The sequence below is a fragment of the Methylosinus sp. PW1 genome, from assembly GCF_000745215.1.
Lineage (GTDB): Bacteria > Pseudomonadota > Alphaproteobacteria > Rhizobiales > Beijerinckiaceae > Methylosinus.
Genome location: NZ_JQNK01000009.1, coordinates 457,429 through 478,597 on the forward strand (window position 1 = coordinate 457,429; position 21,169 = coordinate 478,597).

Below are 21,169 nucleotides of genomic sequence, written 5' to 3' on the forward strand. Positions count from 1 at the left end.
CGGCGCGGCGCGGGTTTCGCCCGGCTGAGCGGAGGCGCCCACTTGCCAAGGGCGGAGCGTTCAGCCTATAGCTGGCCTAATCGCCGGCGGACGGCCGCAGGAACGGGACCTGCGCGAAAAAGCGCTCGATCTTTTTGATTGTATTCCGGAAAACTTCTTCCCTCACGCGACCTGCCGCCGCCAATTCATCCCTCGACCGAAAGGCGAGACATGACGAAGATACTGCCGGTCATAATGTGCGGCGGGGCGGGCACGCGCGTATGGCCCGAGTCGCGGGAAACTCTCCCGAAACAATTCATTCCGCTCATCGGCGAGCTGTCGACCTTCCAGACCACCATTCAGACGCTGGCGGACGAGGCCTTCGACAAGCCCGTCATCATCTCCAACGCCGATTATCGCTTCCTCGTCACCGATCAGCTGCGCGCCATCGGCGCCGCGGCCGATGTCGTCCTCGAGCCCACCCGGCGTGATTCGGCCGCCGCGGTCGCCGTCGCCGCGGGCGTCGCCGCGCGCCGCTCGCCGCAGACCATCGTCGTCGTGCTCGCCGCCGATCATGTGGTGCGCGACCCACGAGGCCTCGTCGAGCTCTGCAAGAAGGCGGCTTCCGCCGCCGCGGACGGCTATATCGTCACGCTCGGCGTCAAGCCCGACGCTCCGGCCACCGGCTATGGCTATATTCGCCCCGGCGAGCGCATCGCCAGCGACGTTTTCAACCTCGAGGCCTTCGTCGAGAAGCCCGATCGCGAGACCGCGCAGCGCTATATCGACGCCGGCTATTTGTGGAACAGCGGCAATTTCATCTTCCGCGCCGATGTGATGCAGGCGGAGATCGCCCATTTCGAGCCGGCGATTTTCGAAGCCGCCGAAAAGGCGATCGACGCCGGCCGCGCCGATCTCGATTTTCTGGTGCTGGACGCCGAATCTTTCGCGCGCGCGCCGAAGACCTCCATCGATTATGCGGTGATGGAGAAGACCCGCAAGGCCGCGGTGATCGAGGCCGACATCGGCTGGTCGGACGTCGGCAATTGGCGCGCCGTCTGGGAGCTGACCGAGCGCGACGAACAGGGCAATTCCGTGCGCGGCAATGGCGTCGTGCGCGAGTCGCGCAATGTGCATGTGCGCTCGGACGAGACGCTGACCACTGTCGTCGGCGTCGACGACGTCATTGTGGTGACGACGCCGGACGCGGTGCTGGTTCTGGGCCATGAGCATGGCGACAATGTCAAGCAGCTCGTCGATCAATTAAAGCGCGAGAACCGCCGCGAGGCCGGCGAGCACAAGCGCATCTTCCGCCCCTGGGGCTTTTATCAGTCGGTCGACTCCGGCGATCGGCATCAGGTCAAGCGCATTGTGGTGAAGCCGGGCGCGCGCCTGTCGCTGCAGAAGCATTTTCATCGCGCCGAGCATTGGATCGTCGTCAAGGGCACGGCGGAGGTCGGCCGCGACGAGGAGACGCTGCTGGTTCACGAGAATGAATCGGTCTATCTGCCGATCGGCTGCATTCATCGCCTGAGCAATCCGGGCAAGATCGACCTCGAGATCATCGAGGTGCAGACCGGCTCATACCTCGGCGAGGACGATATCGTGCGTCTCGCCGATTTGTATAGCCGCGCCTAGTTCGTCTATAGACGGCCGTTCGGGCGATGATAAAAGCCGCGAAAGTGGATTTGAATTAAGAGGGGTGCATGACGAAACGCGCGCTGCTGACGGGCATTACCGGACAGGATGGGGCCTATCTCGCACAGCTTCTGCTCGGCAAGGGCTATGAAGTCTATGGCGTGATCCGCCGCTCCTCGCATCGCGGCGTCGAGGACCATCGCCTGCGCTGGCTCGGCGTCGCCAATGACGTGCGGCTGCTCGACGGCGATCTCGGCGATCTCTCCAGCCTGCTGCGCATCGTGCAGGAGGTGAAGCCAGACGAGGTTTACAATCTCGCCGCGCAATCCTTCGTCGCCTCCTCCTGGCGCCAGCCCATTCTCACCGCCAACATCACCGCCGTCGCCGTCGCCAATGTGCTCGAGGCGCTGCGGCTCGGCGCCCCCGGCGCGCGCTTCTATCAGGCCTCCTCCTCCGAGATGTACGGCCTCATTCAGGAGCCGATGCAGAGCGAGAAGACGCCCTTCTATCCGCGCAGCCCTTACGCCGTCGCCAAGCTCTACGGCCATTGGATCACGGTCAATTACCGCGAGAGCTTCGGCATGCACGCCTCCTCGGGCATTCTCTTCAATCATGAGAGCCCGCTGCGCGGCATAGAATTCGTCACCCGCAAGGTGACGGATAGCGTGGCGCGCATAAAGCTCGGCCTCGCCAAGGAGCTTCGCCTCGGCAACATAGACGCCAAGCGCGACTGGGGCCATGCGCGCGATTATGTGCGGGCCATGTGGCTGATGCTGCAGCAGGAGACGCCGGACGATTATGTGGTGGCGACGGGCGTCACCACCACTGTGCGCGACATGTGCCGCATCGCTTTCGCCCATGCCGGCCTCGACATGGAGGCGCATGTGGTGATCGATCCGAAATTCTACCGCCCGGCCGAGGTGGACATTCTGCTCGGCGACTCGAGCAAGGCGCGCAAGGCGCTGGGCTGGGCGCCCGAGACCTCGCTCGATGCGCTCATCCGCGAGATGGTGGACGCCGATCTCGAGCGGCTGAAGCATCAGGCGAAAGCCTGAGGGCGCACGTGATCAATGAGCAGCGAGACGGCGTGGCCTTGTCCTCGGACAGCCTCGCCGCTTTCATTTCTACGAAAGGCGCGGAGCTGCAATCGCTGCGCACGACCGACGGCGTGGATTATCTCTGGGCCGGCGAGCCGAGCTGGCCCAAGCATAGTCCGCTGCTGTTTCCGATCGTCGGCCGGCTGGCGCAGGACCGCTATGATTATCGCGGCCACAGCTATGCGATGCCGAAGCACGGCTTCGCGCGCGACAGCCTGTTCTCCATCGTCGAGGCCTCGCCGCATTCGGCGCGTTTCGCCTTGCGCGCCAGCGACGCGACGCACGCGGTTTTCCCTTTCGAATTTCTGCTCGAGGTGGAATTCACCCTCGACGGTCCGCATCTCGACATTCGCCATAGCGTGACCAATCTCGGCGATGCGGACATGTATTTTTCCATCGGCGCGCATCCGGCCTTTCGGTGGCCGCTCGGCGACGCCGCCAAGGCGCGGAGCCGCATAAATTTCGAGCGCCATGAGCCGGCGCCAATCCGCAAGCTAACCGGCGGGCTGCTCGGCCGCATGAAGGATTCGCCGGTCGAGGGGCGGACGCTGGCGCTGCGCGAAGATCTGTTCGCCGATGACGCGATCATCTTCGACACTCTGGCGAGCAAGAGCCTCGTCTATTGCTGCGGCAGCGGACGATCCGTGCAAATCGCCTGGGACGGTTTCCAGCATCTCGGCCTCTGGTCCAAGCCGGGCGCGGATTTCCTCTGCATAGAGCCGTGGCACGGCTATGATTCGCCCGTCGGCTTCGCCGGCCAGCTCGACGAGAAGCCCGGCATCGCGCATGCGCGCCCAGGCGAGACGCGCGATTTCACTCTGCGCATAGAGATAGGCTGAGCATGGGCGTCGCCAAGCGCCATGCGATCAAGCTGCTGCGGCGCTCGCTCGGCCTTCCGACCGGCGATCTCGACATCGTCGGCCGACTGGACGGCGCCGCCGATGGCATCGTTCACGGCTGGGCCTATTGTCCCGCCCATGCGGGCCGGCGCGTGCTGGTCGATATTTTCGCCGATGGCGTTTTCGTCGCCCAGCAATTGGCGGATCGGCCGCGCGACGATCTCGCCGCCCATGGCTTCGGCGACGGCCGCCATGGCTTCGATATCAAAATTCCGCCCGTTCTTCTGTGCGGCGCCGAGACGCGGATCGGCGTCCGCGCCCTCGCCGAAACGCCGCTCGAGCTGACCGCGACGGAAGAGCGCCCGCTCTTCGCGCGCCGCCTCGGCCGCGACGATTATCTGCGCACGACTTTCGCAAGCGCCTTTCGCGCCGGAGCCTTTGGCGACGACGCCGCGCGCGCCGAGCGCTCGCCTCTGCGCCGGACGGAGCTTCTGTTCGCGCCGACGCCCGTCCCCGCCCCACCGCCCATTCTCGGCGAGACCCTCTGCGCCTATCTGGACCAAAATCGCTACAAATGGGACCTCGCCGATCAATTCGACGCGACGATCTCGATCGCCGATCGCGAGGCGTTTCTCGCGCATTATGTCGAATTCTACGGCCGCGCGCGCCGCCCATTGCGCATACCGCTCTCCGCCGGCGACATCGCCTTCCTCGACGAGGGACCGACTGCGCAGGATCGCCTCGCGCCGAGCCGCGCCATGCGCCTCTTCGCGCAGACGCCGCGAGATGCGAGCGCGGATGCGCGGCTCGAGGCGATATTCCGCTGGGCCGCTTACGGCGCCGCCGCCTTCAATGTCGAGGATTGCCTCATCGCGCCGACGCATGAGGCGCTGCTGCGCTCCCATGAGGAAACGGACGCGCGCTTCCCGCTCTCTCTCTTCATGACGCGCTTTGTCGACGCGCATCCCAATCTGCGCGGCGCAGATCTCGCGCAGGAGAGCGAGCGGCGCGCGGCCTATTTCGCCGTGCTGCTCTTTTCCGCCCGCGCGCCCCATTATCTGCGCTTCATTCCGCCGGATTGGCTCGCGGCGTTTTTGACGCCGCAGGCCGGCGCAGCGCCATTCGAGGAAGAGTCGCGACGACTCTTCGGCGCCGGCGGCGTCGATGTCGCGCATTGGCGCGCCGCGATCGAGACTCTAGGCTATGATTTCGGCGAGAAGAGCTTTCGTTCGCGCACGCCCGCCGGCCATCGCGCGCATTCGGCGACGCTGCCGGCGCCGGGCGGCGAGAGCGTCGACATTCAGCTCATCGGCCCGTTCAGCCGGCAGCTCGGCATAGCGGACAGCTGCCGCGCGCTCGCCGCCGCGCTCGAGCGCCTCGATTATTCGCTGCGGCTCTGCGATTTCACCCTCGATTATCCCAATAGCATTCGCGAAGACGCCACGCCGCTGCCGACGACGCTGCGACGCGCCAAGATCAATATTCTCCATCTCAATCTCGAGGAGCTGCCGAGCGCCATCGCCTATCTGCCGGACATATGGTCGGAGGGACGGCTCATCGGCTTTCCCTATCTCGAGATGGCGACGCCGCATCCGGCGCAAATGCTCGGCCTGACGCTCGTCGACGAGCTCTGGTCGGCCTCGGACTTCACGAGAGAGACGCTGGCCGCCCACCGGCCGACTCATACGGTCGGCACATCGGCGCGGGCCGTGCGCAAAAAGGGTCGCGCGGCGGCGCGCGCGCTCGCCTATGCGGGCATAGCGCGCGACGATGAATTCGTCTTTCTCGCCTCCTGCGACGCGCTCTCCGGCGTCTATCGCAAGAATCCGCTCGGCGTGATGCGCGCCTTTCTCGCCGCCTTCCCGCATGAGCCGAAGGTCAAGCTCGTCATCAAGACGCATAGCGTCGATCGCGTGCGCGCGCCGCGCGAGATGGATGTATGGCGCTCCATTCGCAATGTCGTCGCCGAATGCGATCGCATCGCGCTCGTCGACCGCATTCTCGACGATACGGAGCAGATGGCGCTGATCGAAGGCGCCGATTGCTATGTCTCGCTGCATCGCGCCGAGGGCTTCGGCTATCATATGCTGGAGGCGATGGCGCTGGAGACGCCGGTGATCGCCACCGCCTATTCCGGCAATATGGAATTTTGCGACGATTCCACGGCGTTTCTCGTGCCCTATCGCCTCGTTCCCGTCGGCCCCGGCGAATATCCGCGCATGCGCGGCGATCAACGCTGGGCGGAGCCCGATCACACGGGCGCCGTCGCGGCGATGCGCGCCGTCTTCCACGACCGCGCGGCGCGCGAGGCCAAGGTCGCGGCGGCGCGCCTGCTGGCCGAAACGCGCTTCTCGACGGACGCTTTCGCGCAACGGCTCGACGCGCGCATAAAGGAGATCATGCGCCGCGGCGCGCTCCGCTGAGCAGGCCGCGCGCGCTCTTCTCGAGCGCCATGCCGGCGAGCATGGCGATAACGAAGACGATGATCTGCGGATCGAGAAAGGCGAGATCGACGATCGCCGGTCCAGGGCAGACGCCGCCGAGCCCCCAGCCCACGCCGAATACGGCCGAGCCGAGCAGCAGCGGCGCGTCTATGGCCTTGCTGGTCGGCAGGCGCATCTCCTCGCCGAGCAGCGCGCGCGAGCGGGTGCGGGCGAAGCGAAAGGCGATCAGCCCGACACCTATGGCGCCGCCCATGACGAAGGCCAGCGAAGGATCCCAAGCGCCGGCTATGTCGAGAAAGCCTTTCACCTTGCTCGGCAGATTCATGCCGGAGACGCAGAGGCCGAGGCCGAACAGCAGGCCGATGGCGAATGCGGTTATGGTCGATCTCGTCATGGCTCAGCCCATTATGTGGCGCAGAATGAAAACAGTGAGCGCGCCGCTCGTCATGAAGGCGGCGGTCGCGGCGAGCGCGCGCGGCGACAGGCGCGACAGGCCGCAGACGCCATGCCCGCTGGTGCAGCCACCGCCGAGCCGCGCGCCGAAGCCGACGAGCAATCCGGCGAGGATGGTCGCGCCATAGCCTATGTCGAAGACCGGCGTCTGCGCCGCGCCGAGGAGGCGCAGAAGCGCGGCCGATGCGACGAGGCCGAGGACGAAGGCGAGGCGCCAGGCCGCATCGCCCTTCACGGGCTGCAGCAGCCCGGCGACAATGCCGCTGATCCCCGCTATGCGTCCGAGCAGCAGGATCATGAGGCCCGCCGCGAGCCCGATCGCCACGCCGCCCGCCGCCGCGCTCCACGGCGTGAAATTGGCCCAATCGATCTGCATTCTCGTCCTCCGTTCCCCGCCTCGGCTCAATAGCCGCGCGCCGATCCCGCCGCGGAGCGCGGATCATTGACGCCGGTCATCGCGCCTTCGCTGATCTCTATCGCCTCCGATGCGCCGAAGGGCGCGTGATCTTCAATTTTATGTCCCATCGCCTCGAGCCGCCGGCGCGTCTCCTCCGAGAGCGCGCCGGGCTCGGCCAGCACGATATCCGGCAGCCATTGATGATGGATGCGCGGCGCCGCCACCGCCTGCGCCAGCGACATGTGATGATCGATGACATTCAGCGCCGTCTGCAGCGTCACCGATATGATGCGCGGCCCATTGGGGCTGCCGAGAACCAGCGCGACCTTGCCGTCCTTCATCACAATGGTCGGCGACATTGACGAGAGCGGCCGCTTGCCGGGCGCTATGGCGTTGGCGCTTCCCTGCACGAGGCCGAAGCCATTGGCGGCGCCGGGCGCGGCGGAAAAATCATCCATCTCGTCATTGAGCAGCACGCCCGTCTCCGGCGCCATCACCTGCGCGCCGAAATAGCCGTTGAGCGTGTAGGTGACGGAGACCGCGCCGCCCTCGCCGTCGACGATGGAATAATGCGTCGTCTGCAAACGCTCGCGCGGCGCGACGCCTTGCGCGAGATCGACAGAGCGCGTCGCATGATCGGGAGAAATGCCGGCGCGCAGCTCCGCCGCATAGGAACGCGAGGTGAGGCGCGCGACGGGATTGCCGACGAAATCAGGATCGCCGAGCGAATTATTGCGATCGAAGAAGGCGCGCCGCTCCGCCTCGACGAGAAGATGCGAGGATTGCGGCGTGTGAAAGCCGAGCGCGGCGAGATCATAGCCTTCGAGAATGTTCAATATTTCGCACAGCGCGACGCCGCCGGAGCTCGGCGGCGCGGCGGAATAGAAATCATAGCCGCGATAGACGCAATGAATCGGCGTGCGCTCCATGACCTCATAGATCGCGAAATCCTGTTCCGCGATCACGCCATTTTCGGCATGGGAGGCGCGCTCGATCGCCTGCGGAATGCGCCCCTCATAAAAGGCGCGCGGCCCCTGCGCGGCGATCTCCCGCAACAGACGCGCGAGATCGCTCTGAATCAGCCGATCGCCCGGCTGCAAAGGCGAGCCGTCCGCGCGCGAAAAAATCTTCGCCGCCGCGGGACTGTCCTTCAGCCGCGTCGCCGCGCGCAGCACGCGAATATCGGCCTCCTCGAGAACAAACCCCTGCTCGGCGAGCGCGATCGCCGGCGCGATGATTTTCTCGCGCGGCAGGCGGCCATATTTGGCGTGAGCGGTCTCGAGGCCCATTACCGTTCCGGGAACCGCCACGGCGCGATAGCCGCTGCGGCTCGCCTGCGGATCGACAGCGCCCTTCGCGTCGAGAAAGAGATCGGCGCCGGCGGCCGCGGGCGCGGTCTCGCGAAAATCCAGGAAGCGCGCGCCCTGCCCCGGCAGCTGCGCCAGCAGAAATCCGCCGCCGCCGAGATTGCCGCAGCACGGATGCGCGACGGCCAGCGCATAGCCGACGGCGACGGCGGCGTCGATGGCGTTGCCGCCCGCCTTCAATATGTCGAGCCCGATGTCGCTGGCGAGACGATGCTCGCTCACCACCATTCCGCGCCGCCCGGTCGCGACCGGCTCGGCTGCGGCGACGAAGGCGAGAGCGGAAAAGCAGAGGGAGAGAATTGCTCGCATTCGCGCGTCGCTCATTTTTCGCCTATTCCCGCCTGCGGGCCGATGAGGACGTAGCCGCGGCTGCGCCCGTCATTGCCGGCGTCGATCGTGCTCATCGCGTCGAAGAGCTCGGCCGCGGCGACCCATACGGGCGGATATTTGTAGCGCGCGACATCGAGCAGCAGAAAGCGATCCGTCTTGGCGTCATAGGCGGCGAGCGGCGATATGTGCCCGCTGCGCGTCTGGCCTAGCGCGGCGCGCTGATAATTGACGACGACATGGCGCCGCTTGCGCGAGAGCTGCTCGATCGCGCTGGCGCGAAACTCCGCCAGCGAGCTCTGCGCCGCATGCACGACCTTGGCCTCGAGGCCGAAGCTGGCGACGAGGCCGCCGAACTCGTCCAGCGTCATGCCCCGGCGCAAAATGCTCTCCTGCTTCACCACCGCCTCGGTCTTCTCGCTGAACAGATTGTCCTGCGAGAAGCTCCCCTGCCCCTCGCCGCCGGCGGGCGCGGGAATGTCGAGCGCGTTGAGCAACATCGCCAGAGTGGCGACGCCGCAGAAGGAGCCGTTCTTCTGCGTGACGAATTCCGAGGAGAGCGGCCAATAGGCCTCGCGCGCCTCCGATTCGAGAAACCATTCGCGCCCCTGCGCGCTGCGCAGATCGACGAGATTGTCCGAAAGCTGCAGCCGCTCCGCCAGCGCCGGCGAGACTGCGGCGACGATCGCGCAAAAGAGAAGCGCGAGAACAGCGGTCGGGCGCCGCCGCGAGATCGACGTCTTCGTCATTTCATCCTCGGAGAAGCGGACCGTCGAGGTCGCGCCGACACAAGCTAGAGGCGCGCGCGGCGCCATGCAATTCTCATCCCGCGAAGACGGCTTTATTGCGCCTCGAGCGCGGCCAATAGGCTCGCCTGATCCGGCGTCGCGGCGACGCGCACATTGGCGCAGCCGGCGGCGCGCAGCACGCGCGCGACATCCTCGGACAGAGCGAAATGCGTGACGCGCGCGCGGAGCGCGGCTGAGACGCCGGCGGCCTCCGCCAGAGTGAGGAGGATCGATGCGCTGCGCGCCGAATAATGCAGCGCGGACTCCAGCTCGCCGGCCGCCAGAGCAGCGCAGGCCTCTTCCCCGAGAGCAGAGGTGGCGCGCGCCTCATAGGTCTCCACCACTGTCGCCGCATGGCCGCGCGCGCGCAAAAAGCTCTCGAGATCGTCCTTGCGATCATGGCCGGCGAGATAGAGAAAACGCGCTGGCGCCGAAAAGCGCGCGCCGAGCAGACGAGTCAGCGCCGCCACATCGAGCGCGCTCGCCTCCACCCGCGCGCCGCGCGCGGACAGCGCCGACGCCGTCTTGGCGCCGACGACGAAAAACGGCGCGCGCAGCGCCGCGAGCCCTTCGGCGAATTGAATCGCGCGGGCGCTGGTCGCGAGAACCGCATCGAAGCGCTCGGCCGGGATCGGCGCGCCTGTGGCGGCGATCTCCAGAACCGGCGCGATCAGCGGCGCAAAGCCGCGCCGCCGCAATTCTTCCGCCGTGCGCTCGGCGTCCTCTCTCGCCCGCGTGACGAGAACGCGCCTCATGTGAGACCCGCGACTCCATTGGGCAGACGCAGCAAAATCTCATTGGCGGCGGCGTCGCCGATCAGCGCTGCGTCTATGGCCGGCCCGCGCCGGCGCGCCTCATAGACCGCAGAGCCATCCGCGCGCAGCGCCAGGCCATGAAACTCGATTTCCTCGCCGATGAGCTTCCCATGGGCGGCGATGGGCGTGCGGCAGGAGCCGTCCAGCACGGTGAGAAAGGCGCGCTCGGCGGCGAGAGCGGCGGCGGTCGCCGGATCGAGAATGGCGGCCAGAGCCTCGCGAACCTTGCCGTCGCCGGCGCGCTTGGTGACGGCGATGGCGCCCTGCCCGGCGGCAGGAAGAAAATCCTCTATCGGCAGAATGGCGGTGGCGTGGCGCTCGAGGCCGAGCCGCTTGAGCCCGGCGAGCGCCAGCAGCGTGCCGTCCACCTCGCCGCTCTCCACCTTGCGCAGCCTGGTCTCGACATTGCCGCGCAGCAGCACGATGGAGACATCCGGCCGCAGCCGCTTCACCTGCGCGCCGCGCCGCAGCGAGGCCGTGCCCACCACCGCGCCCTCGGGCAGCGCGTCCAGCGTCGCGCCATTGCGGCCGATCCAGGCGTCGCGCACATCCTCGCGCGGGAGATAGCCGGCGATGGCGATCTGAGGCGGCAGATGCGTCGGCAAATCCTTGGAGGAATGCACGGCGAGATCGATGCGCCCCTCGATGAGGGCGACGTCCAGCTCCTTGGTGAACAGCCCCTTGCCGCCCGATTCCGAGAGCGGCCGGTCCTGGATCATGTCCCCCGTGGTGCGGATGACCTCGATCGGCAGCGTCTCCGCCTCGAGGCCGAGCGCCGCGGCCAGCAAGGCCCGCAGCTGCCGCGTCTGCGCCAGAGCGAGAGGGCTGCCGCGTGTGCCGATGCGCAATTGTGTGGTCGTCATAGCCTCGTCCGCCGTGGGAATTGTCGAGGCGGACTATAGGGAAAAGCCGGCGGGCTACAAGCGGGCGGGAACTCACGGCAGCGGTCGACCGAAGGACGTCCGCATCGACCTCGCGGCGTCGCCACGACATGCGCAGACCTCCGGGAACGTTGCGCGCGCATAGTACTGCGGAACCGCACCTCAACTGGCGTTAACGGTCGAGGCTCCCGGCTCAAGCTGTGCGGAGGGTGCAAGAGGGCCATAAACAGAGCACTAAGCAACTTAATGATCTATTTATAGATCACTTATTGACTCTTCCCTTTTTGCGGGCACATGATCCATAAAACGGCCGTAGGATGCCGTTGAGTCTCGTTAATGGATCATCGAATGCCCAAGCCTGTGCACCGGGCCACCTCTCGCTACGCCTCAGAGGCAGTGACCTATCTCGGTCGCCTGATCCGCGAAAGCCGGATTGGGCGCAAGGAGACGATCAGCGAACTGGCTGAGCGCGCGGGTGTTTCGCGGGGGCTGTTGCGGCGGATCGAGCAAGGCGATCCCGGCTGTTCGATCGGCGCTGCATTCGAAGTGGCGTCGCTGGTCGGAATTCGGCTGTTCGATCTCGATCGCGCCACCATGACCATCAGCAACGACATGTTGGCGCAAAAGCTGACGCTGCTCCCACGCTCCGCGCGCCCGAAGGAAAAATCGGTGAAGGATGACTTCTAAGAAGGCCGCGCCGAAAGAAGCATATGTGTGGATCTGGCTGCCGGGTGCGGTCGATCCGGTGGTCGCCGGCCTCATCGAACGAGAGGACGATCGATATGTCTTCAACTACGGCCAGTCCTATTTGCAGCGGAACAACGCCATCGCGATTTATGACCCGGAATTGCCGCTGAGGCGTGGCGCCATTTTTCCCAACGGCATGCTGACCATCGCAGGGTGCTTACGGGACGGATCGCCCGACGCCTGGGGCCGTCGCGTCGTCATCAATCGGTTATTTGGCGCAAAGGGCGGCAACATCGACGTCGATACGCTCGATGAGCTGAGCTATATGCTGCAATCGGGTTCGGACCGGATAGGCGCTCTCGATTTTCAGACTTCCGCCAAAACGTTCGAGGCGCGCACGGGCGCGGTCGCGACGCTGGAAGAACTTCAATCGATCGCCGAACGCGTGGAAAGCGGCGCTCCCGTAACCCCTGAGCTGGAATGCGCGCTGTTCCATGGCACCAGTCTCGGCGGCGCGCGCCCGAAAGCGGCGATCGACGCCCCCGAGGCGAAATTCATCGCGAAATTCTCATCGAGCAACGATCTGATCAATGTCGTGAAAGCCGAATTCATCGCCATGCGCCTCGCCGAACATCTGGGACTGACGGTTGCGCCGGTGCGGCTTGAAAAATCGGCGGGTAAGGACGTGTTGCTGATCGAGCGCTTCGATCGCGTCCGGACGCCGGCGGGCTGGGAGCGCAAATCGATGGTGTCGGCGCTGACCATGCTCGGGCTCGATGAGATGACTGGGCGCTATGCGTCCTACGAGGAGTTGGCGCAGATCATTCGCACGAGGTTTACGACGCCAAAGGCGAGCTTGCGCGAACTGTTCGGCCGGATGGCGTTCAATGTGCTCTGCGGCAATAACGACGATCACGCGCGCAATCATGCCGCGTTCTGGGATGGCAAGAAGCTGTCCCTGACGCCTGCCTACGACATCTGCCCGCAACGCCGCACCGGGCGCGAGGCCAATCAGGCTATGCGGATCATCGGCGAGCACAGCGCCAGCACGCTTGCGGTCTGCCTGTTGGCTGCGCCGCAGTTCCAGTTGAGCGCGAAGGCTGCGAGCGAGCTCATCGAAGCGCAGATCAGAGGGGTCTATGCGAAATTCGGTGAAATCGCCGAAGAGGCCGAGCTTTCCTCGATCGATCGCAAACAGCTGTGGCGGCGAACCTTCCTCAATCCTTATGCTTTCGAGGATGCGCCGCAGGCGATTGCCGCGCTGGAATGCGATGTCTAGCATGCGTCCGGCGCGCCCACGCGGGCGCATAGGATCGCCAGCGATGCGTGGGCTCGACAACAGTCCCTCGCCCCGAGGAGCCTGCGCAGCAGGCGTCTCGAAGGGTCATGCCGCGTGCTGGAGCCTCCTTCGAGGCTTTTTGCGTTCCGCAAAAAGCGCCTCAGGACGGGGCATTGATTTCCTACATCACCAAAAGCTCTGCGGATCGACATCCACCGCCACGCGCACGCCGCCGCGCTCCTTGGGCGCCGCCGCCAGCATGGCGCGCAGATAGGCCTGCAGATCGGCGCTTTTGGGCGCCTTCACCAGCAGGCGGAAACGATAGCGCCCGCGAATGAGCGAGATGGGCGCCTCGGCCGGGCCGAGCACGACGATCTCATCCGCCTCCGGCAGGCCGCCGGCCGGGGCGACGCGATAGCGATCGGTGGAGGGCAGCGAATGCCCCGCCCGCGCCAGAGCGCGCGCATGGGTCTCGGCGGCGCCGGCGTCCTTGGCCGAGACGATGAGCGCCGCGAGGCGTCCGAAGGGCGGCAGGCCGGCGCGCTCGCGCAATCGAGTCTCCTGCGCGTAGAACGCCTCCGCCTCGCCGGAGAGAATGGCGCGAATGACCGGGTGGTCGGCCTGCCAGCTCTGGATCAGCGCGCGGCCGGGCTTCTCGCCGCGGCCGGCGCGGCCGGTCACCTGGTTCAGCAGCTGAAACGTGCGCTCGGCGGCGCGGGGATCGCCGCTGCCGAGCCCGCTGTCGGCGTCCACCACGCCGACCAGAGTGAGGAAGGGGAAATTATGCCCCTTCGCCACCAATTGCGTGCCGATGACAATATCGAAAGCGCCCGCCGCGATCTCGGCGAGCTCGCGGCGCAAGCGCTCCTGCCCGCCGGGAAAATCCGAGGAGAGCACCAGAGTGCGGGCGTCGGGAAAGAGGATCGCCGCCTCTTCGGCGAGCCGCTCGACGCCCGGCCCGCAGGCGGTGAGCGAATCCTCCGCCTCGCATTCCGGGCAGATGTGCGGGCGGCGCTCGACATGGCCGCAATGATGGCAGACCAGCGCGCGGCGAAAGCGATGCTCCACCAGCCAGGCGTCGCAATTCTCGCAGCGGAAGCGATGGCCGCAGCTGCGGCAGAGAGTGAGCGGCGCATAGCCGCGTCGATTGAGGAAGAACAGAACCTGCTCGCCGCGCGCGATCGTCTCCTGCGCCTCCGCCACCAGGCGCGGCGCGAGCCAGCGTCCCCGCTCCGGCCCATTGGCGCGCATGTCGATCGCCTCTATGCGCGGCATGGGCCTCGCGTTGGCGCGGGCGGTGAGGCGCAAATAGCCATAGCGGCCGCTCTGCGCATTTACGCGCGATTCGATGGAGGGCGTCGCCGAGGCGAGCACGATGGTCGCGCCCTCGAGCCGCGCGCGCACCACCGCCATGTCGCGGGCGTGATAGGCGACGCCATCCTCCTGCTTATAGGCGGCCTCATGCTCCTCATCGACGACGATGAGCCGCAAATTCGAGAAGGGCAGGAACAGCGCCGAGCGCGCGCCGGCCACCACCTTCACCTCGCCCAGGGCGACGCCGCGCCACAGCCGCGCGCGCTTGCGCTCGGAGACGCCGGAATGCCATTCGGCGGGCTTGGCCCCGAAGCGCGCGGCGAAACGCTCGAGAAATTGCGCGGTGAGCGCGATCTCCGGCATCAAGACCAGCGCCTGCCCTCCGGCGCGCAGAGCCGCGGCGACGGCCTCGAAATAGACCTCCGTCTTGCCGGCGCCGGTGACGCCCTCCAGCAGAAAGGGCCGATAGCCGCCCTGCTCCACGGCGCACGTCAGCGCCTCGGCGCCCGCGAGCTGCTCGGCCTCCAGCGGCGCGCGCGCGAAATCAGGATCCAGCGCCGCGGCGACGGGCTCCGGCGGCAGAGCGACGGCCTCGAGCGCGCCGGCGTCGACCAGCGCGTCCACGACGCCATTGGAGCAGGCCGCGGCGCGAGCGAGCTCGCCCTTGGAGAAAGTGAGGCCGCCCTCCGCCGCCGCGATGACGCGGGCGCGCGCCGCCGTCATGCGCTCGGGCGGCGGGCCGGCGAGCCGATAGCCGACGCGGGGCGTCTCCGGCGCCGCCTCCTCCACCGCGCGGGTGGCGAGGCGCAGCGCCATGCCGCGCGGCGCCAAGGTCCAGCGCGCCACCCAATCGACAAAGCCGCGCAATGTCTCGCCCAGCGGCGGCCGGTCATATTTGGCGATGACGGATTTGAGATTGCCCGGCCCGGCGCCGCCCGCCGGCGCGACCGACCAGACGACGCCGAAGGATTTGCGCGTCGCCAGCGGGACCTCGACGCAATCTCCCGGCGAAAGCCGCAGCGCCGGCGGCGCGTAATAGGAATAGGCCATATCGACGGCCACCGGCAGCAGGATCTCGACGATCTGCGCCCCTTCGCTCCTGTCCGCCTCGCCGCTCATGGCGCTGTCTTAGAGCGTTTTCGAGCGCGTTGGGAACCGCTTCACGCATGATTTTCGCGGAGCGCTCAGCGGGCGGCGATCCGTTCCGCCGTATCGCGGCGGGGCTGGGCGAATTTCGTCCGGCTCCGCTCGCTCACCGGCTTATTGAGCGCCGGCTTGTCGATCGCGGGCATCACGTTCGCGGGCTTGTCGTTCGCGGGCTTGGCGGCGGCGGGAGGCGCTCCCACATCCAGCTCGCTGGTGAAATAGCGGGTCAATTCGGAGACGATCATCGACTTCACATCGGCGCCGAGCGCGGTGACAACGACACGATAGCAGGCGCTCGGACGGCCATAGATCTCATGGGTTTTTTGATCGATCAGCTCATCGCGCCGCGTGATCTCGATCAGATTTTTCTCTTCCAGCGATTTGTCGATGACGGCGAAGAGGCGCGTTCGCGCATCGGCTTTTTCATAGTCGCATTTGATCGGATCGGCGCCGAGCTTGTCCATGCCGGCGGCGTCGAGCGGGAGAAGATGGAGCAGCCGCTCCACCTCGCGCGGCCCGAGGTTGCGCGCGCGGGCGACGAGATCATCCGTGGAATTCTTTTTCGCGCCGAGATCGGGATTGATCTCGAAAGCCTTTTGCCCGAGCGCGAGCTTGAAATCGCCGATCTCGACCGACTGCACCTTGGAGAGCAGCATCAGCGCCGAGTCGGGCCGCTGATAGACGAAGGCCCCGGCGGCGGCGCTCGGCCCGCCGATCGCCGTCACCAGGGCCACGCTCTTGAGAAAATCGAAAAGGTTCTTGGCAATATCGGTCATCGCAATGCTCCGTCGCAATATCTCTCGTTCGTCTCGAACGCTGAGATATTGCGGGAGCGCGCGCGGGATTTCTGTGCTCGCGCGCACGAGCCCATGAACGAAGCGTTAAGAAATCGGCGCGGGCCGACGCCCCGGGGCGTGCGCGGGCCGGGCGCGCAAAAGGTCGATCTCCTTCGACAGCGGTCCGCTGCGGTCGAATGCGAGTTGCGCGAGCGGCGCGATGAGCGTGTGGCGCGCGCCGCCGCCAAAGACGAATTGCGTGACGCACATCACCGATTCGCCGGTCTCGAAAATAGAGGTGACGATGCAGTCGGGCGGGAGCTCGCCGGTGTGAGCGAGGGATTGCGCCTTGCGCCGAAGAAGGGGACGCATCCGCGCGCGGACCGGCAGATAGAGCGACAGGTCGCGCCAGCTCTTATGAGCGTCACGCGAAATATGATCCATCTCGAAATCTCCTTCGCGCAAATCTCTCATGATCCGAGCGTCGACGATGACTGAACGCGCCATCATAGGATGAACGTCTGTCACCGTCCTGACGGGAGAGCGTATCGTCGAAGGAATTTTTGGAAAAAATCGTGTTACGCGAAGGTTATGCGAGGCTCATGTGAGATTCGTGAAATATTCGCGTTATGTTATACGCGCTATTACGGAGATTGGCGGCGCGGCTGCTCGCGCGCCGCGCCCAGGGATCGCCGCTCAGACGAGCATGGCGGCGGGATGCTCGATCAGCCGCTTGAATTCGGCGAGCAGGGTCGCGCCCAGCGCGCCATCGACGGCGCGATGATCGACCGAGAGGGTGACGCTCATGATCGTCGCCACAGCGGGCGCGCCATTTCTGGCGATGATGCGCTCCTCGCCGGCGCCGACGGCGAGAATCGTCGCATGCGGCGGATTGATCACGGCGGCGAAATTCTTGACGCCGAACATTCCGAGATTGGAGACGGCGGTGGTTCCACCCTCATATTCATTGGGCTTCAGCTTGCGCTCGCGCGCGCGCCGCGCCAAATCCTTCAGCTCGGTCGCGATCTCGCGGAAATTCTTAGCCTCGGCGTTGCGCACGATGGGCGTCACCAGCCCGCCCGGAATGGAGACGGCGACGCCGACATCGGAAGATTTGTGCTTCAGCATCGCCGTCTGCGTGAAGGTGACATTGGCGTCGGGAACATGTTGGAGCGCCAGCGCCATGGCCTTGACGATAATGTCATTGACCGAGACCTTCCACTCGGGCTCGCCATTCGCGCCCTTGGGCGCGGCGCTATTGTAATCCTCGCGCAGACGCAGCAGCGCGTCGATCTCGCAATCGGTCTGCAGCGCGAAATGCGGAATGCTGCGCACCGCCTCGACCATGCGCCGCGCGATCGCCTTGCGCATCGAATCATGCGGAACCTCGGTGAAGGAGCCCGGCGCGAAGAGCTGGCGCACAACGCCGTCCGACATTCCGGCCGGCGCCTCGATCATTGGAGCGGAAGACGCCGCGGCCACGGGCCGCGCGCCGGAGCCGAGCGCCGATTTCACATCGCGCTCTATGATGCGGCCATGCGGGCCGGAGCCCTTCAGCGCGGAAAGATCGAGCCCGCCTTCCTTGGCCAGCCTGCGCGCCAAGGGCGAAGCGAAGATGCGTCCGTCACCGTCCGAAACACGAGCCGCGACATTCATTGTGATGCCCTCATTGCTCTCGCCGACTTTGGCGGCGCGACTTTGGCGGTATATTCTTAGCATAATGTCGACAGCGGCGGCGTCGATCGAAGAGGAGCGACCAATGCCTACGAGCCGGCTCTATGACAGCGACTTCTACGCCTGGGCCGAGGAACAGGCGGCGCTTCTGCGCGCCGGCAAGCTCGCGCAAGCGGACATCGAGCATATCGCGCAGGAAATCGAGAGCATGGGCAAGACCGAGAAGCGCGAGCTGGCCAGCCGGCTCAAGGTGCTGATTCTCCATTTGCTCGAGTGGCGCTTCCAGCCGCTGAAGCGAAGCGCGAGCTGGGAAGTGTCGATCACCGTGCAGAGGCATGAGCTCGCCGATCATCTCGAGGACAATCCGAGCCTGAAGCCCCTGATCGCCCCTATGGTCGCAAAAGCCTATGGCGACGCCGTTCTCGGCGCCATGCTGGAGACCGGGCTGCCGAAATCCGCCTTCCCCGACGCCTGCCCATGGAGCTTCGCGGAAATGATGGCCGAAGATTTCTGGCCCTCAGCGATATAGCGTCGCCTTCGCCGCCGCGATCACCTCGGCGACGGAAGGCAGAGCCAGCTTCTCGAGATTGGCGGCATAGGGCATGGGCACGTCCTTGCCGGCGACACGCAGCACCGGCGCGTCGAGATAATCGAAGGCCTCCTCCTGCACGCGGGCGGCGATCTCCGCGCCTATGCCGCATTGCGGCCAGCCCTCCTCCACGGCGACGCAGCGGCCGGTCTTCCGCACCGATTCGATGATGGCGGGAACATCCATCGGCCGCAGCGTGCGCAGATCGACGACCTCGGCCTCTATCCCCTCCTTGGCCAGCGCCTCGGCGGCGGCGAGACAATGGGCGACGCCGATGGAGAAGGAGACCAGCGTCACATCCGTTCCCGGTCGCGCGATGCGCGCCTTGCCGATGGGAATGAGGAAATCCTCGAGCATGGGCGTGTCCCATTGCTTGCCGTAGAGAATCTCATTCTCGAGGAAAACCACCGGGTTGGGATCGCGAATGGCGCTCTTCAAGAGCCCCTTGGCGTCGGAGGCGTTGGAGGGGGCGACGACCTTCAGCCCCGGCACTTGCGAGAACCAAGCCGCATAATCCTGGCTGTGCTGCGCGGCGACGCGGGCGGCGGCGCCATTGGGGCCGCGAAAGACGATGGGGCAATTGATCTGCCCGCCGGACATATAAAGCGTCTTGGCCGCGGAATTGACGATGTGATCGATCGCCTGCATGGCGAAATTGAAGGTCATGAACTCGCAGATCGGCCGCAGCCCGGCGAAGGCAGCGCCGACGGCGAGGCCGGCGAAGCCATATTCAGTGATCGGCGTGTCGACGACGCGGCGCGGTCCGAACTCCTGCAGCAGGCCCTGCGTGACCTTATAGGCCCCCTGATATTCCGCGACCTCCTCGCCGATGACGAAGACATTGGGGTCGCGCCGCATCTCCTCCGCCATGGCGTCGCGCAGAGCTTCGCGCATGGTCATGGGGATGAGCGTCGTATCGGCGGGAATTTCGGGGATAGCGAGGGCAGGCGAAGGAGCGGCGGACTCGGCCACAGTCGCGGCCGGCGCGGCGGGGACGGCGGCGGCCCCCTCCTGCGGAGCGGAGGCCGGAATATCTGGCGCCTTCGCAGGCGCTGGCGCCGCGGCCTCGACGGGGGCAGCCGGCGTCGAAGGCGGCGCCTCCAAGGAGCCGACCTCCTCGCCCTCCTCGGCGATGACGGCGATAGGCGTGTTGACGGCGACATTCTCGGCGCCGCCCGGCACGAGGATGCGGGCGAGCACGCCCTCGTCCACGGCCTCCACCTCCATCGTCGCCTTGTCGGTCTCGATCTCGGCGATGACATCGCCGGCCTTGACCTTGTCGCCTTCGTTCTTGAGCCATTTGGCGAGCTTGCCCTGCTCCATCGTGGGCGACAGCGCGGGCATGAGGACATTCACGGTCATGGATTTATCCGCACAATAAAGAGGGCGCGCGCTCCCTTCTCCCACTTGTGGGAGAAGGTGGCCCGGCCATAGGGCGTCCGTGAGGACGCCCGTCGCAAATGACGGGCTTTGGCCGGGTCGGATGAGGGCTATCGCCGCAACAACCGCCTCGGGCCGTAAGTCTCGAAGGAGCAGAAAAACAGCGAGCCCTCATCCGACCCTCGCTGACGCGAGGGCCACCTTCTCCCACGAGTGGGAGAAGGAGAAGAGCGCGATGAGCCCGCCCTTCCCTCATAGAACCACATCCGTCCACAATTCGCTCGGATCGGGCTCTGGATCATTGGTCGCGAAATCCGCCGCCTCGGAGACGATGCGGCGCACGGCGGCGTCGATCTGCTTCAGCTCGTCCTCGCTCGCTCCGCCGGCCAGCAGCCGGGCGCGCACCTGCTCGATCGGATCATGCTCCTCGCGCACGCGCTGAACTTCTTCCTTGGAGCGATATTTCGCCGGATCGGACATGGAATGGCCGCGATAGCGATAGGTCTGCGCCTCGATGAGGAAAGGCCCCTTGCCGGCGCGGCACCAGTCGAGCGCCTCGCGCGCCGCGGCGGCGACGGCGCGCACATCCATGCCGTCGATCTGCCGGCCGGGAATGTTGAAGGCCGTGCCGCGCATCGAAAAATTCGACTGCGCCGAGGAACGCTCCACCGATGTCCCCATGGCGTAGCGATTATTCTCGACGATGAAGACGATGGGCAGCTTCCAGAGCTCCGCCATGTTGAAGCTCTCATAGACTTGGCCCTGATTGGCGGCGCCGTCGCCGAAAAAGGTCAGCGAGACGGAGCCGTCGCCGCGATAGAGATCGGCGAAAGCGAGGCCGACGCCGAGCGGGGCCGGCGCGCCGACGATGCCATGGCCGCCATAAAAATTCTTCTCGCGCGAAAACATATGCATGGAGCCGCCCTTCCCCTTGGAATAGCCGCCCCGCCGCCCGGTGAGCTCCGCCATCACGCGCCTCGGCTCCATGCCGCAGGCGAGCATATGGCCGTGGTCGCGATAGCCGGTGATGAATTGATCTGTGGATTTCGCCGACATTCGCGCGCCGACGACCACCGCCTCCTGGCCGATGTAGAGATGGCAGAAGCCGCCGACGAGGCCCATGCCGTACATTTGGCCGGCCTTCTCCTCGAAGCGCCGGATCAGCAGCATCGCCCGATAGGCGGAAAGCTCCTGATCGCGCGTGAAGGCCAGAATGCCGCCCTCGGCCTGCGCGCCCTCGGCGGCGCCTGCCACATCGGCGAATTTCGCGTTTCTGTCCGCTGCCGGCATGGCCGCCCG

The 21,169-nt window shown here is 66.1% G+C and carries 19 protein-coding genes; 7 read left to right on the forward strand and 12 right to left on the reverse strand.

Annotated elements, in window-relative coordinates:
* Window positions 1-210: 210 nt before the first annotated feature.
* From K369_RS11505 to K369_RS24645, 4 genes are all read left to right on the forward strand, one after another.
* On the forward strand, window positions 211-1,617 hold the full coding sequence (locus K369_RS11505; RefSeq protein ID WP_036291310.1) for a mannose-1-phosphate guanylyltransferase/mannose-6-phosphate isomerase: 1,407 nt from the start codon (window positions 211-213) through the stop codon (window positions 1,615-1,617).
* 68 nt (window positions 1,618-1,685) lie between these two features.
* Window positions 1,686-2,672, forward strand: coding sequence for a GDP-mannose 4,6-dehydratase (gene gmd / locus K369_RS11510; RefSeq protein ID WP_036291312.1), 987 nt, complete (start codon window positions 1,686-1,688; stop codon window positions 2,670-2,672).
* A gap of 8 nt (window positions 2,673-2,680) precedes the next feature.
* Window positions 2,681-3,553, forward strand: coding sequence for an aldose 1-epimerase family protein (locus K369_RS11515; protein WP_210165049.1), 873 nt, complete (start codon window positions 2,681-2,683; stop codon window positions 3,551-3,553).
* 2 nt (window positions 3,554-3,555) lie between these two features.
* Complete coding sequence (locus K369_RS24645) at window positions 3,556-5,976, forward strand: glycosyltransferase (RefSeq protein ID WP_051949225.1); 2,421 nt, start codon at window positions 3,556-3,558, stop codon at window positions 5,974-5,976.
* Here the strand turns inward: K369_RS24645 and K369_RS11525 are convergent.
* The 6 genes from K369_RS11525 to hemC form a co-directional block, all read right to left on the reverse strand.
* Entirely contained in the window at window positions 5,951-6,391 is a 441-nt protein-coding gene (locus K369_RS11525) for a DUF6691 family protein (RefSeq protein ID WP_036291320.1), read from the reverse strand. The two genes, K369_RS24645 and K369_RS11525, sit on opposite strands and share 26 nt — an antisense overlap.
* Window positions 6,392-6,394: 3 nt before the next feature.
* Entirely contained in the window at window positions 6,395-6,826 is a 432-nt protein-coding gene (locus K369_RS11530; protein WP_036291321.1) for a YeeE/YedE family protein, read from the reverse strand.
* Window positions 6,827-6,852: 26 nt separating this feature from the next.
* A complete protein-coding gene (ggt, locus tag K369_RS11535; RefSeq protein ID WP_036294943.1) occupies window positions 6,853-8,523 on the reverse strand; it encodes a gamma-glutamyltransferase in 1,671 nt (556 codons plus the stop codon).
* Window positions 8,524-8,534: 11 nt separating this feature from the next.
* The gene (locus tag K369_RS11540; RefSeq protein WP_036294947.1) at window positions 8,535-9,290 is read right to left on the reverse strand and encodes a phytochelatin synthase family protein; all 756 of its coding nucleotides are present in this window, start codon (window positions 9,288-9,290) and stop codon (window positions 8,535-8,537) included.
* A gap of 92 nt (window positions 9,291-9,382) precedes the next feature.
* The gene (locus K369_RS11545; protein WP_036291323.1) at window positions 9,383-10,084 is read right to left on the reverse strand and encodes a uroporphyrinogen-III synthase; all 702 of its coding nucleotides are present in this window, start codon (window positions 10,082-10,084) and stop codon (window positions 9,383-9,385) included.
* Window positions 10,081-11,007, reverse strand: a complete 927-nt coding sequence (gene hemC / locus K369_RS11550) for a hydroxymethylbilane synthase (RefSeq protein WP_036291324.1) — start codon at window positions 11,005-11,007, stop codon at window positions 10,081-10,083. The genes K369_RS11545 and hemC overlap by 4 nt, the downstream gene beginning before the upstream one ends.
* A 366-nt stretch (window positions 11,008-11,373) precedes the next feature.
* Between hemC and K369_RS11555 the strand changes: the two genes are divergently transcribed.
* Both K369_RS11555 and K369_RS11560 read left to right on the forward strand, forming a co-directional pair.
* Window positions 11,374-11,712, forward strand: coding sequence for a helix-turn-helix transcriptional regulator (locus tag K369_RS11555; RefSeq protein WP_036291325.1), 339 nt, complete (start codon window positions 11,374-11,376; stop codon window positions 11,710-11,712).
* Entirely contained in the window at window positions 11,702-12,991 is a 1,290-nt protein-coding gene (locus K369_RS11560) for a type II toxin-antitoxin system HipA family toxin (RefSeq protein WP_036291327.1), read from the forward strand. Before K369_RS11555 ends, K369_RS11560 begins: the two co-directional genes overlap by 11 nt.
* Before the next feature lie 186 nt (window positions 12,992-13,177).
* Here K369_RS11560 and K369_RS11565 read toward each other — a convergent pair whose 3' ends face one another.
* From K369_RS11565 to K369_RS11580, 4 genes are all read right to left on the reverse strand, one after another.
* Window positions 13,178-15,424, reverse strand: coding sequence for a primosomal protein N' (locus K369_RS11565; RefSeq protein WP_036291329.1), 2,247 nt, complete (start codon window positions 15,422-15,424; stop codon window positions 13,178-13,180).
* A gap of 65 nt (window positions 15,425-15,489) precedes the next feature.
* Window positions 15,490-16,227, reverse strand: a complete 738-nt coding sequence (locus tag K369_RS11570; RefSeq protein ID WP_036291330.1) for a hypothetical protein — start codon at window positions 16,225-16,227, stop codon at window positions 15,490-15,492.
* Window positions 16,228-16,332: 105 nt separating this feature from the next.
* Window positions 16,333-16,671, reverse strand: a complete 339-nt coding sequence (locus K369_RS11575; RefSeq protein ID WP_156967861.1) for a hypothetical protein — start codon at window positions 16,669-16,671, stop codon at window positions 16,333-16,335.
* A gap of 252 nt (window positions 16,672-16,923) precedes the next feature.
* The gene (locus tag K369_RS11580; RefSeq protein WP_198033107.1) at window positions 16,924-17,883 is read right to left on the reverse strand and encodes a 2-oxo acid dehydrogenase subunit E2; all 960 of its coding nucleotides are present in this window, start codon (window positions 17,881-17,883) and stop codon (window positions 16,924-16,926) included.
* Window positions 17,884-17,986: 103 nt separating this feature from the next.
* Between K369_RS11580 and K369_RS11585 the strand changes: the two genes are divergently transcribed.
* Window positions 17,987-18,430, forward strand: coding sequence for a DUF29 domain-containing protein (locus K369_RS11585; RefSeq protein WP_036291333.1), 444 nt, complete (start codon window positions 17,987-17,989; stop codon window positions 18,428-18,430).
* Here the strand turns inward: K369_RS11585 and K369_RS11590 are convergent.
* Both K369_RS11590 and pdhA read right to left on the reverse strand, forming a co-directional pair.
* Window positions 18,419-19,852 carry a pyruvate dehydrogenase complex E1 component subunit beta gene (locus K369_RS11590; protein WP_036291335.1) on the reverse strand — a complete coding sequence of 478 codons (1,434 nt, stop codon included), beginning with the start codon at window positions 19,850-19,852 and terminating at the stop codon, window positions 18,419-18,421. The genes K369_RS11585 and K369_RS11590 overlap by 12 nt on opposite strands.
* Before the next feature lie 270 nt (window positions 19,853-20,122).
* On the reverse strand, window positions 20,123-21,160 hold the full coding sequence (gene pdhA, locus K369_RS11595; RefSeq protein ID WP_036291338.1) for a pyruvate dehydrogenase (acetyl-transferring) E1 component subunit alpha: 1,038 nt from the start codon (window positions 21,158-21,160) through the stop codon (window positions 20,123-20,125).
* Window positions 21,161-21,169: the final 9 nt, after the last annotated feature.

Excerpts from the sequence above, each read along its gene's own strand:
- K369_RS11505 (WP_036291310.1), top strand. The coding sequence starts at position 211 with ATGACGAAGATACTGCCGGTCATAATGTGCGGCGGGGCGGGCACGCGC.
- gmd (WP_036291312.1), top strand. The coding sequence starts at position 1,686 with ATGACGAAACGCGCGCTGCTGACGGGCATTACCGGACAGGATGGGGCC.
- K369_RS24645 (WP_051949225.1), top strand. The coding sequence starts at position 3,556 with ATGGGCGTCGCCAAGCGCCATGCGATCAAGCTGCTGCGGCGCTCGCTC.
- K369_RS11525 (WP_036291320.1), bottom strand. The coding sequence starts at position 6,391 with ATGACGAGATCGACCATAACCGCATTCGCCATCGGCCTGCTGTTCGGC.
- K369_RS11530 (WP_036291321.1), bottom strand. The coding sequence starts at position 6,826 with ATGCAGATCGATTGGGCCAATTTCACGCCGTGGAGCGCGGCGGCGGGC.
- ggt (WP_036294943.1), bottom strand. The coding sequence starts at position 8,523 with ATGCGAGCAATTCTCTCCCTCTGCTTTTCCGCTCTCGCCTTCGTCGCC.
- K369_RS11540 (WP_036294947.1), bottom strand. The coding sequence starts at position 9,290 with ATGACGAAGACGTCGATCTCGCGGCGGCGCCCGACCGCTGTTCTCGCG.
- K369_RS11545 (WP_036291323.1), bottom strand. The coding sequence starts at position 10,084 with ATGAGGCGCGTTCTCGTCACGCGGGCGAGAGAGGACGCCGAGCGCACG.
- hemC (WP_036291324.1), bottom strand. The coding sequence starts at position 11,007 with ATGACGACCACACAATTGCGCATCGGCACACGCGGCAGCCCTCTCGCT.
- K369_RS11555 (WP_036291325.1), top strand. The coding sequence starts at position 11,374 with ATGCCCAAGCCTGTGCACCGGGCCACCTCTCGCTACGCCTCAGAGGCA.
- K369_RS11560 (WP_036291327.1), top strand. The coding sequence starts at position 11,702 with ATGACTTCTAAGAAGGCCGCGCCGAAAGAAGCATATGTGTGGATCTGG.
- K369_RS11565 (WP_036291329.1), bottom strand. The coding sequence starts at position 15,424 with ATGAGCGGCGAGGCGGACAGGAGCGAAGGGGCGCAGATCGTCGAGATC.
- K369_RS11570 (WP_036291330.1), bottom strand. The coding sequence starts at position 16,227 with ATGACCGATATTGCCAAGAACCTTTTCGATTTTCTCAAGAGCGTGGCC.
- K369_RS11575 (WP_156967861.1), bottom strand. The coding sequence starts at position 16,671 with ATGGATCATATTTCGCGTGACGCTCATAAGAGCTGGCGCGACCTGTCG.
- K369_RS11580 (WP_198033107.1), bottom strand. The coding sequence starts at position 17,883 with ATGAATGTCGCGGCTCGTGTTTCGGACGGTGACGGACGCATCTTCGCT.
- K369_RS11585 (WP_036291333.1), top strand. The coding sequence starts at position 17,987 with ATGCCTACGAGCCGGCTCTATGACAGCGACTTCTACGCCTGGGCCGAG.
- K369_RS11590 (WP_036291335.1), bottom strand. The coding sequence starts at position 19,852 with ATGACCGTGAATGTCCTCATGCCCGCGCTGTCGCCCACGATGGAGCAG.
- pdhA (WP_036291338.1), bottom strand. The coding sequence starts at position 21,160 with ATGCCGGCAGCGGACAGAAACGCGAAATTCGCCGATGTGGCAGGCGCC.